Origin of the sequence: Microtetraspora malaysiensis, assembly GCF_050947145.1 — a bacterium.
GTDB lineage: Bacteria > Actinomycetota > Actinomycetes > Streptosporangiales > Streptosporangiaceae > Microtetraspora_A > Microtetraspora_A malaysiensis.
Window position 1 is genome coordinate 8,597,132 of the sequence record NZ_CP191998.1, and the last position, 13,044, is coordinate 8,610,175.

Below are 13,044 nucleotides of genomic sequence, written 5' to 3' on the forward strand. Positions count from 1 at the left end.
GAGGGGCCGCGTGCCGTAGGCCGCGTGCCGTAGGCCCGCAGCGCACGCGGCCGCTCGGCGCGGACGTAAGGGTCAGCGGACGCGGGCGGCGACCCAGGGGCTGACCCGGACCACCCCGGCCAGGTTCCGGGTGTAGACCGGGGCGATCTTGACGACGTCGCCCGTACGCGGCGCGTTCAGCATCTTGCCGTTGCCCCAGTAGATCGCGACGTGCGAGATGTAGTTGGGGTTGGTCGGGTCGTTCCGCCAGAACAGGAGGTCGCCCGGCTGCGCCTGGGAGAGCGGCACCTGCGGGCCGGTCGCCCACTGCTGGTGGGTGACCCGCGGCATCCGGACCCCGGCCTGGCGGTACGCCCACTGGACCAGGCCCGAGCAGTCGAAGCTGTTCGGGCCCTCGGCGCCCCACACGTACGGGCGGCCCAGCTTGCTGACCGCGGCCTGGAGCGCGACCTTGAGCTGGTCGACCGACATGAAGGCGCTCACCGGCCAGGTCTTCTGCGAGGTGGTCCGGCCGGGTGGCAGGACGACCACCGGGTTGATCGCCGCGACCTGGCTGCCCTTGGGCAGGATCTTCCGCAGCACCTTGCGCAGCTTGCCCGAGTCGACCTTGGGCGCGCTGAGGACGAGGGCGTTGCCCTCGGGGATGCCGAGCGACCGCGCGGTCGGCCGGGACACCACGGCCGCGATCGAACCCATGCCCATCGTGGCGTACGCGCCGACCCGCAGTTGGTGCCGCCCGCCCGCGGGCACCGTCGAGCCCAGCTTGATGCCGCCGTCCTGGCCGAGGTCGAAGGAGACCGCGACCTCGCCGGCGGCGATGTTGTTCCACAGGGCGTCCGCCTTCGCCGTCGTCTTCGGCGTGAAGGGGCGGAATGTCGAGGGGTCCACCCCCAGGGTCTGCACCCGCTTGCCGTCCATCATGACGTCGGCGGCGTCGGTCACCTCGGCCGCGACCACGCCTTTCACCGCGCGGACCTTCGCCACGACTGCCGGGGAGAGCGACGTGCGGGCCACCACGAACAGGTGCGGGTCACGCAGCTTCTTCAGCGGCGTCACCGCCGGCGTCGTCTCCTTGACCTGCTCGGCCGACGCCACGTGCCGGCCGCGCTCCTCGGCGCCGGCCCGCGTCGCCTCCCGCCGTACGGGCGGGGGTGTGCCGGGGTCGCGGCTGAGCACCACCAGGTCGGCGGTGAACACGGAGACCAGGAGCGCCCCGATGATGGGGACGGCCGCGCGGGGCATCCGTCGGCGGCGGGCCATCCTCGGCCGATAGGCCAGGTCCTGCCTGGTCTCGGACACGACCCGGGCGACACTCGTCCGGAACGAGGACCGCGCGCGCCGGTCGAGAACCATGCCACCCCTTCTCCGCCCCGTGAGCCCGCTCCAGGAAGGGATCGTCGAGCTCGATCAACGAGACTGCCGTACGGGGGCGAATACCGCAATCGCCGTACATGCCGGAACCCGCCGGCACGAAGACGTGCCGACGGGTTCCGAAGCAGGTGTGGGCGAGGCCGCGCCCTAGTTGCCGACGTACGGAACGGCGTCGAGGATCTCCACCTCGTTCTGACGGCCGTTCGGCAGGGTGTACATCGCCTTTTCCCCGACCTTCTTGCCGTTGATGGCGGAGCCGAGCGGCGACTTCGGCGAGTAAACGTCGATGGGCGCTCCGCTCTCCTCGCGGGAGGCGAGCAGGAACGTCACCTCGTCGTCGTCACCCACGAATCGGATCGTCACGGTCATCCCGGGGCCGACGACACCCTCGGCGCGGGGCGCCTCGCCGACCTTGGCGCTGTCCAGGATCTGGCGAAGATGGAAGATCCGGGCCTCCATCTTGCCCTGCTCGTCCTTGGCGGCGTGATAGCCGCCGTTCTCCTTGAGGTCGCCCTCTTCACGAGCGGCTTCGATCTTCTTCGCGATATCCGTGCGACCCGGGCCGGAAAGGTACTCGTACTCCTCCTTGAGGCGGTCGTACGCCTCTTGCGTCAGCCAGGTGACGTTGTCGTTCTGGGAGACGGCCACGGGCTCTCCTTGATTCCTCTAAGTGACTCGAAAGGCTTACAAGTTAACGCCTTCGAACGCTTCCCCAAAGATTCCACTATACGAGATCGCAGTACTGAACGAGCACGCTCGTGGCCTGCGAACTTGTCCTCAGCCGCTCGGTGAGCGTGAGGTCCGACCTCCCCTTCGGGATGGTCACCTCCTTGCTGCCGACCTCGGTGTGGTTCACGTCGACGGCCCGCAACCGGCAGCTCGCCTCGCTGTCGGTGGGCTTGTGCACGGAGAAGGTGACCACGGCGGAGTCGGACGCGCTCGCGTCGTACGTGATCACGTCGCCGCGCACGTCCGGGTTGCCGCGCGCGGCCATCATGACGTACCCCCAGCCACCCGCCATGACGACGACGAACGCGCCGATCACCATGTACGTCAGGATCCGCGCGCGCCCTTGCAGGCGCGGCCGCTCGGGGAAGTCGTCGGGCGTGCCGAGGATGGGCGCGACGACGGGCGCACCGGTACTGTCACCGGCGTCGCGGGCTCCGTCGCCGTGCCTGCTGCTGGATTCGGCGGCCATCGCGGAATCTCCCTGGGGTCATACGGTGTTGTCCGAAACAATTGTCCAACCCGGGGGTCTCGCCCCCTCCAGAAGCTAACCTCTTCGGGGAGCTGACTGGACACATTGAGGAGAGCCGTGAGTGCACCGCTGAGGTTGATGGCCGTTCACGCGCACCCCGACGACGAGTCGAGCAAGGGCGCCGCCACGATGGCCCGCTACGTGCGAGAAGGTGTGGACGTCCTCGTCGCCACGTGTACCGGTGGCGAGCGCGGCTCGGTCCTCAACCCGAAGATGGACCGTCCGGAGATCGTGGAGAACATCGGCGAGGTACGCCGCCTGGAGATGGAACGCGCGCGCGAGATCCTCGGCGTGGAGCAGCGTTTCCTGGGCTTCGTCGACTCGGGCCTGCCCGAGGACGAGAGCGAGCCCCTTCCCGACGGGTGCTTCGCCGTGCAGCCGCTCGAGGTGGCCGCCGCGCCGCTGGTCGCGATGGTCCGCGAGTTCCGCCCGCACGTGATCCTCACGTACGACGACAACGGCGGCTACCCGCACCCCGACCACATCATGACCAACCGGGTCTCGGTGGAGGCGTTCGAGGCCGCGGGCGACCCCGACAAGTACCCCGGCACCGGCGAGCCCTGGCAGCCGCTGAAGCTCTACTACCACATGGGGTTCAGCAAGGACCGGTTCGAGGCGTTGCACGAGGCGATGAACGCGCGCGGCATGGGCTCGCCGTACGCCGACTGGATCGCCCGGTGGGAGGACCGCCCGCAGAAGTGGGAGGTCACCACCAAGGTGCCCTGCGCCGATTACTTCGAGATCCGCGACGAGGCCCTGATCGCGCACGCCACCCAGGTCGACCCCGACGGGTTCTGGTTCGTCTGCCCGCGCGAGATCCAGCAGGAGGTCTGGCCGACCGAGGACTACCACCTCGCCCGGTCGCTGGTGGACACGACGCTGCCGGAGGACGACCTCTTCACGGGGATCCACGCGGAGGTCACCCCTGCCTGCTCGTAAGCTGGAAGCGTGACTCCAACCACCGCAACCGACCTGGCCATCGGCCCGGGTCTCATCGGTTTCATCATCGTGGCGGCCATCGGTTTCGCCCTCTTCTTCCTGATCAAGTCCATGAACAGGCAGATGCGCAAGATCGAGGTGCCGTACGAGCGCGAGCAGCCCGCCGCCTTCCCCGTGCGCGAGGTTTGAAGAGCGTCGGAAGTGATCCACGACCCGGCGGCCTGCCGGTACGAGCTCCGGCTCGACGGCGAGGTCGTCGGTTTCGCGGAGTACGTCCTGCGCGGCGACACGGTCGTCTTCACCCACACCGAGATCCGCAAGGAGTACGAGGGCAGGGGGCTCGGCGGCCGTCTCGTCGGCGGCGCCCTCGACCAGGTGCGGGAGGACGGGCGGACGGTCGAGCCGCGCTGCTCGTTCGTCGCCCGTTACATCGAGCTCCATCCGGAGTACCGCGACCTGCTGGCGGAGTGACCGCCCGGCGTCCCGGCCGGGTGATCAGTCCGCCGACCAGGCGCGCTCCAGCGCCTTCGGCAGGCCCCACCAGCCGAGCGGGGTGAACACCTCGGCCTTGTCCACGATGCCGAGATGCGCCCACAGCGGAGTGACGGCGGTGAACAGCATCTCCGTCGCCTCCAGATCCTCCGGCTCGGTCAGGACGTCCTCGATGTCCTGGGCGACGTCCTCCGAGTCGGCGATGAAGCGTGCGATCCGCTCCGGCGAGGCCAGTGCGCCGGGGCCGTACCTCGCCAGCGTGGTGACCGTCGCGAGCCAGTCGGCATGGTTGATGGCACAGAGCGAGGCGAGGATCGAGTCCTCGTGGCTCAGCTCTCCGTCCAGGTCGAAGAACCGGGCGGCGTCCTCCTCGTCGGGCAGATCCGACACCGGCGAGGCGATGCCCGCCGCCACCGCCAGCCAGAGGTCCTCGTCACGGTCGGGGAGCACGCCGTCGTCGAACCCGGCGCAGGCCCGCAGCACGTTGCCCGGATAGCTGTCCTCGGTGAGCGTCACGCGCAGCCGCACAGCGGCGGAGCGCAGCTCCTTCGCGGGCAGCGGCGGCTCGGGCAGTTCGGCCAGGACCCGGCGGAGCTCGCCCAGCGCGTACGCCTCCTCCTCGTCCCAGGCGGCGAACAGCTCCTCCTCCTGCTCCTCGCTGACCGCCGTGCCCGGCACCCGGCCGTCCGGCAGCGGCGTGCCCAGCCAACGCTCCTGCAGCTCCTCGTACGCGTGCCGGGCGTCCACGTCGCCCGCGGCCAGCGCGTCCACGTCGATCTTGCCGGACGCGACGCACTCTTCGAGGTAGGCGACCATGCGCGCGTGCATCTCGGTCGCGACCGGCCCGCGCTCGCTCTCCTCCGGCCAGACGAAGTAGCTGCGGGTGAGCAGAATCGGCTCACTGCCCGTCGATTCGAGCCAGCGCTGGACGTCGCCGACCGTCGCCACGCCGGACTCGATGCTGGACAGCGTCGCCTTGGCGGACTCCCAGAACGGGACCGACAGCGGGTTTCCCGCGGCCAGCAGCTCGCGCCTCAGATCCGGAAGGGCGACGAGGGCATGCCCCGAAGGCACCGCCAGCAACACCCGCGCCACGTCGCGACGCGTCAACTCGTCCGCCTTCCGGCCCGCGTGCCGGACGGCGAAATCCAAATCCAAGCTCACGCCCCGTGAGCCTACGCCGTGCCGCCCCGAGAACACATCCCCCCACCTCAGGGGATCCACATTCAAAAGTAACGCCACCTCTGACAACATGGTGTTACTTTGAATCGTGATCGATCCCAAGCACTCCGTGTCGGCGCGACGTCTCGACCGTCTCGGCCCCACGTTCACCGCCGCCCAGGCCAGGGAGGGCGGCATCGGATCCAACGCCCTCGCACGCCTTCGCGAGGCGGGGCTGATCTGGGAGTTGAGCCGGGGTGTGTACCGCAAGAGTGACGCGCCGCTCACCATGCATGTCGATCTGCTCGCGGCCTGCACCCGGGTCCCCCACGGGGTTCTTTGCCTGGAGACGGCGCTGACCGTCCACGACCTCACCGACGAGATCCCCGGTGAGGTCAACCTCGCGGTCCCGCGCGGCGGGCCACTTCCCCGGATCACGTACCCCCTGGTGCGCGTCCACCGGTTCGCCGAGGGGACTTTCGAGGAAGGGATCGAAAATTGGGCGGCGGCTCCGGGCGAGCTCGTGAGAATCTATTCTGCGTCACGGACCGTGGTCGACTGCATGCGATTGCGTCACATCGTCGGCGATCAGGTCGCCCTGCGGGCTCTTCGGTCCTACCTGCGACGCCGCGGGACCTCACCCAGCGACCTGCTGGGGTATGCGGAACTTCTCGGCGGCGCGGGCCCCCTACGGAACGCGATTCAGGTGGTGCTCGACTGATGTCCCCCAACCCCCCACGTGACACGCCGGAAGGTCTCGCCTACAACGCCCTGCGCAATCTCGCGGCGCGAGGGCCGCAACACCGACGATTTGATCACGTTGTACGCCCTCGAAGGCTTCCTCCGCCGGCTCAGTTCGTCCCAGATGGCTGGGCAGTTCATTCTGAAAGACATCCCAGGAGCTTGAATGTCAAGCCGTAGCACTCTGGACGTGATGCGACCAAGCGGTTGCTTCGTCGTAGAGCGTGCCGGTTTTCAGGCAGCCGTGCAAGATGCCGACGAGCCGGTTGGCGAGCTGGCGCAGGGCGGTGTTGTAACCGACTCCACGGGCGCGTTGCTTGTCGTAGTAAGCGCGGGCACCGGGCGAGGCACGCAGCGCCACCGAGGCCTGGGTCATCAGGGCATCGATGAGCCGGTCGTTGTGTACGAACCGGGCCAGGACACTCTTCTTCTTGCCCGAGGCCCGGGTGATAGGACTGGTGCCCGCGTAGTTCTTTCGGGCTTTGGCGCTGGCATAGCGGTCACGGTCGTCGCCGAACTCTGCGAGCACCCGGGCGCCGAGGATCGGTCCCAGCCCGGGCTGGGAGACGATGATCTCAGCGGCCGGGTGCCGGCCAAACCACTCCTCCACCTGCCCCTGCAGGGTCTTGACCTGCTGGCCGATGACGACCAGGACCGCGACCAATGCTCGTACCGACATCGCATAGGCCGTGGCGACCACCTCGGGCTGGCCCAGATGCTCGGTACGCAGCGCCGCCTGGATCTCGCCGGCTCGTGCGGCAAGGTCGCCGCGGCGGCGGGCGCGCTTGAGGGCCGCACTGATCTGGCCGACTGTCAGTTTCGCGGCCGAGGCAGGGTCAGGGGCCTTGGCCAGCAGATCGAGGGCCTCTGCGGCGTCCAGATCCTCAAATGCGGTCAGGGCAGCGGGGAAGTACTCGCGCAGCGCATGCCGCAGCCGCTGCCCGGCTCGGGTCCGTTCCCAGATCAGCGTCTTGTGGGTGCGGGCGACGACCTTGATCGCCTCCGCTTGCGCGCTGTCGCCGGCGATCGGGCGCAGCTGGTGGGAGTCGGTGCGGACCATGTCGGCCAGCATGTGCGCGTCGGCCGCGTCGCTCTTGGCGCCCGAGGTGCCCAGCCGCTCGCGGTAGCGGGCGGCCTGCAACGGGTTGACCGCGAACACCGTGTAACCGGCCGCGACCAGCGCCAGCACCCACGGACCCCGATCGGTCTCGATCCCGACCAGTACCTCCACATCCTCATCCGCGGCCTCACCGATCTGCTCGGCGATCATCGCGTGCAGCCGGGCCATCCCCGCCACGCCCTCGGGCAGGCGGGCCTTGGCCAACCGGCGGCCCGAGGCATCCATCACCTCCACATCGTGATGCGCCTCGGCCCAGTCATCCCCAACGAACAGTCGCAACAGCTCTCCCCACCCAGAACACGATCACAAGCAGCAGCCGGCGGGAGAACCATCAGCGACCTAATCAAGCAGTGCTCACACCGACACCGTCAGTGGGCAACGACATCCCAGCAGCGATCAACTCTCCCGGCCAACCAGCGGGGGCACTGTCTTTCAGCAGGACTCCAAGTCCAGGGACCAGAAGTGCTCACCCGCCGGATGGCTACCAACCACCGAGTCTGCCGCAAGGCGACTCGCTAACACTGATTAGGCGGGCTGCTCCTCGCGGCCTTCGGCGCACGCCGGGTCACTCGCGACATCGACCTGCTGGGGCGCGGATTCGCGAACGACGAACAGAGCGTCCTCTCCCGAGTCGTCTCCATCGCGTCGACAGAGGCAGGAGACGGGCTGCGCTTCGACGTTACGGCGATCCGCACCTCCGCCATCCGCGAGGACGATCTCTACGGAGGCGTGCGGGTGATCGTCCCCGCACTGCTGGGCAGGTCACGCGCTCGCCTCCAACTGGACGTGAGCTTCGGCGATCCCATCACGCCTGGACCCGAGACGATCGCCTACCCCACACTGATCGGCGACGGCGGCTTCCCGCTCCTCGGCTACCCCATCGAGAACGTACTGGCAGAGAAGATATCGACTGCTTTGGAACGCTCCAGCATGAACACCCGCGACCGGGACTACGCGGACATCTGGCAACTCACCGGCCGTCACAACCTCGACGGCCCGTCCGTGCGCGCGGCCTTGGAAAGAACGGCGTCCCATCGCGGCGTGGCCATGAAAAGGCTCTCTGACGTGATCCTGGACCTGCCGGACAGCCGGCAGACCCCTTACTCCGTGTGGCGGAGGAAGCAGGGCGTGGCTGGGGACTCCTATCCGCAGCTCTTCCGGAACCTCGTCGCCGATGTCATCACCTTCGCCGACCCGCTCCTCGCGGGGGAGGCCGGTGCCGTCAGCTGGAACGCGCTCGGGCGGAGGTGGTTGCCGTAGAGGTCGCGAACGAGCGACCGAGAGTCCCCAGGACCATCGGCGGGATCTCTGACAGCGATCCGGACCGTGAGCACATCCGCGCGGCCACGGAAGCCGGGACGCTGCGCACCACGACCATGGACGAGATCCTCCGCCGTCGGCAGGAGAACACCGTCTCGTGCGTGAGGACGACGGCCGAGACAAGCACCATGTGATCCTCACCCGCGTCGTCCTATTCTGACGCTGTGAGAGGCTGGCGGTATGAACCGGCTTGGTAGCGAGACTTCTCCCTACCTCCTCCAGCACGCCGACAATCCTGTGGATTGGTGGCCATGGGGAGAGGAGGCGATGCAAGAAGCGAGTAGGCGAGACGTGCCCCTGATGATCTCAGTCGGGTATTCGTCTTGCCATTGGTTACCCGCTTCTTGACATCCACTGGTGCCATGTGATGGCGCATGAGTCGTTCGAGGACCGGGCGACCGCGGAGTTGATGAACGAGCGGTTCGTCAACATCAAGGTGGACCGGGAGGAACGACCCGACGTCGACGCGGTCTACATGACCGCGACCCAGGCGATGACGGGACAGGGCGGCTGGCCGATGACCGTCTTCGCCACCCCGGACGGTCATCCGTTCTACGCGGGGACGTACTTCCCGCGCGCGCAGTTCCAGCGGCTGCTGCACAGCGTCTCCCAGGCCTGGCAGAACGAGCGCGACGCCGTCGTACAGCAGGGAGCGAAGATCGTCGAGGCGCTCAACGAGCAGGCCCGGCTGCCGTCCGGCCCGTTGCCCACCGCCGCCACACTGGAGCAGGCTGTACGCGACCTGGCGGGCGGCTTCGACCCCCGCAACGGCGGCTTCGGCGGCGCGCCCAAGTTCCCGCCCTCCATGGTGCTGGAGTTCCTGCTCCGGCACGGAACCCCGGACGCCCTCGCCATGGCCGAGAAGACCATGGACGCGATGGCCAGGGGCGGCATGTACGACCAGCTCGGCGGGGGCTTCGCGCGCTACTCGGTGGACGCCGAATGGGTCGTGCCCCACTTCGAGAAGATGCTGTACGACAACGCCCTCCTGCTGCGCGTGTACACCCACTGGTGGCGGGCGACCGGCTCGCCGCTCGCCCGGCGGGTGGCCCTGGAGACGGCGGACTGGCTACTGCGCGAGATGCGGACGCCCGAGGGCGGATTCGCCTCGGCGCTGGACGCGGACAGCGCCGACCTGGACGGCAGGCACGGCGAGGGCCTCTTCTACGTCTGGACCCCCGCCCAGCTCCGCGAGGTCCTCGGGGACGACGACGGTTCCTGGGCGGCCTCCGTCTTCGAGGTGACCGGCACGTTCGAGCACGGCACCTCGGTCCTCCAGCTCCGCGCCGACCCCGGCGACCGGGCCCGCCTCGACCGGGTCCGTACGGCACTGCTGGCGGCGCGCGCGAGGCGGCCGCGCCCCGGTCGGGACGACAAGGTGGTGGCGGCGTGGAACGGCCTGACGATCGCGGCGCTGGCCGAGACCGGGGCGCTGTTCGAGCGGCCCGATCTCGTCGAGGCGGCCACGGCGGCGGCCGAGCTCCTCGCCCGGGTGCACGTGGACGACGGACGGCTGCTGCGTACGTCCCGGGACGGCCGGGCGGGGCGGAACGCGGGCGTGCTGGAGGACTACGGCGACGTGGCCGAGGGCCTGCTCGCCCTCTACGGGGTGACCGGCGAGACGCGCTGGTTCACGCTGGCCGGTGAGCTGCTCGACACGCTGCTGACCCGGTTCTCCGACGGGTCGGGCGGGTTCTTCGACACGGCGGACGACGGCGAGCGGCTCTTCCAGCGTCCGCAGGACCCGACGGACAACGCCACGCCGTCCGGCCGGTTCGCGGCGGCGGGGGCACTGCTCTCCTACGCCGCTCTCACCGGCTCGTCCCGGCATCGGGAGGCCGCCGAGGAGGCGCTGGGCACGGTCACCGTCCTGGCCGGGAAGTACGCGAGGTTCGCCGGGTGGGGGCTGGCGGTGGCCGAGGCGGCGCTGCACGGCCTGGCCGAGGTGGCGATCGTCGGCCCGGCGGACGACCCGCGGACGAAGGCGCTGCACCGCGCCGCCCTCATGTCCACCGTCCCCGGATTGGTGGTCGCGCTCGGGGAGCCCGCCGACGGCGGCGCGGCCGGGCGGGACGTCGAGGTCCCGCTGCTCGAAGGCCGGCCGACGGTGGACGGAGCGCCCGCGGCGTACGTGTGCCGCCGGTTCGCCTGCCGCGCGCCCGTCACGACCCCGGAGGAGCTGAAGGCCGAGCTGGCCCGGTGACGCGCGCGACGTAGCTCCCCGGCCGGCCCACGGTCGCGCGACGCCGCCCGATGAGGAAACACCGGCGGCCGGCCGCACGGTCACCGGCCGCTCTCAGCGGCTCCCTCGCCGGCCGGGCCGGTGGTCACTGGATCGGCTGGTCGGGCGGCGCCTCGATGTCGCCGCCGTTCCCCGGCGGCTCCGTCGTGCCGCCTCCGGTGCCACCGCCTCCCGGGCCGCCGCCGCCTGTGCCGCCTGTCCCTTGGCCGCCGTCGCCTGTGCCACCCGGCCCTTGGCCGCCGGTGCCCGGGCCGCCGCCTCCGTTCCCGGGGCCTCCGGGGCCGGTGGTCTCGCCGCCACCGGGGGTCCCGCCCGGGGAGCCCGGATCGGTGGCCCCCGGGTCGGGGTTCGGCGTCGCGGTGTCGCCACCCTGGCCGAAGCGGTCGCCGCCCTGGCCGAAGCGGTCGTACCCGTCGCCGAAACGGTCGTAGCCGCCGTACGACCCGTACGGGTCGTAGGAGTTGTAGCCGCCGTAGTAGTACGACGCCGGCGCCGGGAAGTCCTTGACGGGTTTGCCGTCCATCGCCTCGCTCATGAAGCGCTTCCAGATCTGGGTCGGCAACGTGCCGCCGTACAGCGCGCCGTATCCGGGGACCTCGACGGGCTTGTTGTCGTCGCGGAACATGTTGACCGCGACCGAAAGCTGCGGGACGTACCCGGTGAACCAGGCCGCGGCCGACTTGTCGGTGGTGCCGGTCTTCCCGGCGACCGGGCGGTCCGGCAGCTGCGCCCCGGTGCCGGTGCCGCCGCGCACCACCTGCTGCAGCGCGTACGTCGTGTCGGCGGCGGTGTCCGCGCTGAACGCCTGCGCGCCGGGAGTGGTGACCTTCCGCTTCTTGCCGTTGGCGTCGGTGATCGAGCGGATCACGTGGGCGTCGTGGTGGACGCCCTCCGCCGCGAACGTGGCGAATCCGGACGCCTGCTGTACGGCGCTCACCGAGGCGACGCCGAGCGGGAACGTGGCGGCGGCCTCGTGCTGGGCGAGCTGGCTCTCGGGGATGCCCGCCGCCTCGGCCGCCTTGGCGACCTTGCCGAGGCCGACCTGCTGGCCGAGGTCCACGAACGCGGTGTTCACCGAGTTGCGGGTGGCCTGCACCAGGTCGATGGCCGAGCCGTACGACTGACCGCCCGAGTTGGGGATGGAGGCCGAGGCGATCCGCATCGGCGAGTTGCCGTTGACCCGGTTGGTCAGGCTGAAGCCGTTCTCCAGCGCGGCGGCCAGCGTGTACGGCTTGAAGGTCGAGCCGGCCTGGACCTTGGCGGAGAAGGCGTTGTCGTACTGGTTGGCCGTGTAGCTGTCGCCGCCGTAGAACGCGAGGACCTCGCCGGTGCGGGGATCGACGGCGGCGAGGCCGGTCCGCACCTTCTTGGGCGTGTTGTCGGGCAGGACCGCCTTCACCGACTCCTCGGCGAGCTTCATCAGCTTCTTGTCGAAGGTCGTGGTGATCTTGAGGCCGCCCTGCTGGATGTCCTCGTCGGTGTAGCCGAGCCGGTGCAGCTCGGCGATCACCTGCTCGACCATGTAGCCGTTCTTGGCGTTGCGGGTGAGCAGGGGCTTCTGCTTGGCCAGCGTGGGGAAGGTGAGGGCCGTGGCCTGCTCGGCCGTCATCGCCCGGGTCTGGACCATGCCGTCGACGACCCCCTGCCAGCGCGCCTTGGCCGCGTCGAGATCGTCGCCCTTGGGAGTCGCGAAGCGGGACGGCTGCTGGATCACCGCGGCGAGGTAGGCGCCCTCGGCCGGGGTCAGGTCGCGCGCGTTCTTGTTGAAGTACGCCTGGGACGCGGCCTGGATGCCGTACGCACCGCGGCCGAAGTAGATCGTGTTGAGGTACTGCTCCAGCACCCAGTCCTTGGACTTGGACCGATCCACCTTCAGGGCGATCAAGATCTCCTTGAGCTTGCGCTCGATGGAACGTTCCTGACTGAGGCCGCTGTAGTAGTTGCGGACGAGCTGCTGGGTGATCGTCGAGCCGCCCTGGAGCTGCTTGCCGGTGACGGTCGACCACAGCGCCCGCACGGTGCCACTGAGGGAGACGCCGTTGTCGCTGTAGAACGTCCGGTTCTCGGCGGCGATGACGGCCTGCCTGACCGGCTCGGGCACCTCGCTGAGCGGGACGTTCTTGCGGTTGGTGCCCTCGGTGGCGAGGACGGTCTTGCCGTTCCGGTAGTAGATCACCGACCCCTGCGCGGTGGCGTCGTCCTGGGTCGTGTCGGGGATCGGCGTCATCACCCACGCGATGGCGAACAGGCCGACCACCGCGGCCACGCAGGCGCCGAAGGCGATCAGGGCGATCCGGAGGAACCGCCGCCTCGGCCGCTTCCCCGTCGGCCGGGACGGCGGCTCAGGCTCGGACGGCTGCTCCGGAATCTCCTCGGTCTCCACGTATTACCCCCGGTTGC

The 13,044-nt window shown here is 69.7% G+C and carries 11 protein-coding genes and 1 pseudogene; 6 read left to right on the forward strand and 6 right to left on the reverse strand.

The window, feature by feature from the left end; genetic code table 11:
- Window positions 1-72 precede the first annotated feature (72 nt).
- The 3 genes from ACQP1V_RS40095 to ACQP1V_RS40105 form a co-directional block, all read right to left on the reverse strand.
- On the reverse strand, window positions 73-1,353 hold the full coding sequence (locus ACQP1V_RS40095) for a C40 family peptidase (RefSeq protein ID WP_387409166.1): 1,281 nt from the start codon (window positions 1,351-1,353) through the stop codon (window positions 73-75).
- A gap of 165 nt (window positions 1,354-1,518) precedes the next feature.
- Complete coding sequence (gene greA / locus ACQP1V_RS40100; RefSeq protein WP_433416408.1) at window positions 1,519-2,019, reverse strand: transcription elongation factor GreA; 501 nt, start codon at window positions 2,017-2,019, stop codon at window positions 1,519-1,521.
- A 76-nt stretch (window positions 2,020-2,095) separates the two neighbouring features.
- The gene (locus ACQP1V_RS40105; RefSeq protein ID WP_433416411.1) at window positions 2,096-2,569 is read right to left on the reverse strand and encodes a DUF4307 domain-containing protein; all 474 of its coding nucleotides are present in this window, start codon (window positions 2,567-2,569) and stop codon (window positions 2,096-2,098) included.
- A 117-nt stretch (window positions 2,570-2,686) separates the two neighbouring features.
- Between ACQP1V_RS40105 and mca the strand changes: the two genes are divergently transcribed.
- Genes mca through ACQP1V_RS40120 form a run of 3 tightly spaced genes read left to right on the forward strand, consistent with a single transcriptional unit; the run spans window position 2,687 to window position 4,039 of the window.
- Window positions 2,687-3,568: a mycothiol conjugate amidase Mca gene (gene mca, locus ACQP1V_RS40110; RefSeq protein WP_433416414.1), complete on the forward strand. Its 882-nt coding sequence runs from the start codon at window positions 2,687-2,689 to the stop codon at window positions 3,566-3,568.
- A gap of 9 nt (window positions 3,569-3,577) precedes the next feature.
- Window positions 3,578-3,757 carry a hypothetical protein gene (locus ACQP1V_RS40115; RefSeq protein WP_387409163.1) on the forward strand — a complete coding sequence of 60 codons (180 nt, stop codon included), beginning with the start codon at window positions 3,578-3,580 and terminating at the stop codon, window positions 3,755-3,757.
- Between the two features lie 12 nt (window positions 3,758-3,769).
- A complete protein-coding gene (locus ACQP1V_RS40120; RefSeq protein WP_433416417.1) occupies window positions 3,770-4,039 on the forward strand; it encodes a GNAT family N-acetyltransferase in 270 nt (89 codons plus the stop codon).
- 24 nt (window positions 4,040-4,063) lie between these two features.
- Here the strand turns inward: ACQP1V_RS40120 and ACQP1V_RS40125 are convergent, their stop codons facing one another.
- Window positions 4,064-5,224, reverse strand: coding sequence for a hypothetical protein (locus ACQP1V_RS40125; RefSeq protein ID WP_387409161.1), 1,161 nt, complete (start codon window positions 5,222-5,224; stop codon window positions 4,064-4,066).
- Between the two features lie 106 nt (window positions 5,225-5,330).
- Here ACQP1V_RS40125 and ACQP1V_RS40130 point away from each other — a divergent pair, with 106 nt between their 5' ends.
- On the forward strand, window positions 5,331-5,942 hold the full coding sequence (locus tag ACQP1V_RS40130) for a type IV toxin-antitoxin system AbiEi family antitoxin domain-containing protein (protein WP_433416420.1): 612 nt from the start codon (window positions 5,331-5,333) through the stop codon (window positions 5,940-5,942).
- A gap of 189 nt (window positions 5,943-6,131) precedes the next feature.
- Here ACQP1V_RS40130 and ACQP1V_RS40135 read toward each other — a convergent pair whose 3' ends face one another.
- Entirely contained in the window at window positions 6,132-7,361 is a 1,230-nt protein-coding gene (locus ACQP1V_RS40135; protein WP_433416423.1) for an IS110 family transposase, read from the reverse strand.
- A gap of 255 nt (window positions 7,362-7,616) precedes the next feature.
- On the opposite strand from ACQP1V_RS40135, the gene ACQP1V_RS40140 reads away from it, so the two are divergent.
- Together ACQP1V_RS40140 and ACQP1V_RS40145 are read left to right on the forward strand one after the other, a co-directional pair.
- On the forward strand, window positions 7,617-8,342 hold the full coding sequence (locus ACQP1V_RS40140) for a nucleotidyl transferase AbiEii/AbiGii toxin family protein (RefSeq protein ID WP_433426112.1): 726 nt from the start codon (window positions 7,617-7,619) through the stop codon (window positions 8,340-8,342).
- Window positions 8,343-8,582: 240 nt separating this feature from the next.
- A pseudogene (locus ACQP1V_RS40145) lies at window positions 8,583-10,605 on the forward strand (thioredoxin domain-containing protein).
- Between the two features lie 124 nt (window positions 10,606-10,729).
- Here the strand turns inward: ACQP1V_RS40145 and ACQP1V_RS40150 are convergent.
- Window positions 10,730-13,027 carry a transglycosylase domain-containing protein gene (locus ACQP1V_RS40150; protein ID WP_433416426.1) on the reverse strand — a complete coding sequence of 766 codons (2,298 nt, stop codon included), beginning with the start codon at window positions 13,025-13,027 and terminating at the stop codon, window positions 10,730-10,732.
- Window positions 13,028-13,044 lie beyond the last annotated feature (17 nt).

Bases quoted from the DNA above. Each gene is read 5' to 3' on its own strand.
- ACQP1V_RS40105 (WP_433416411.1), bottom strand. From the start codon at position 2,569: ATGGCCGCCGAATCCAGCAGCAGGCACGGCGACGGAGCCCGCGACGCC.
- ACQP1V_RS40095 (WP_387409166.1), bottom strand. From the start codon at position 1,353: ATGGTTCTCGACCGGCGCGCGCGGTCCTCGTTCCGGACGAGTGTCGCC.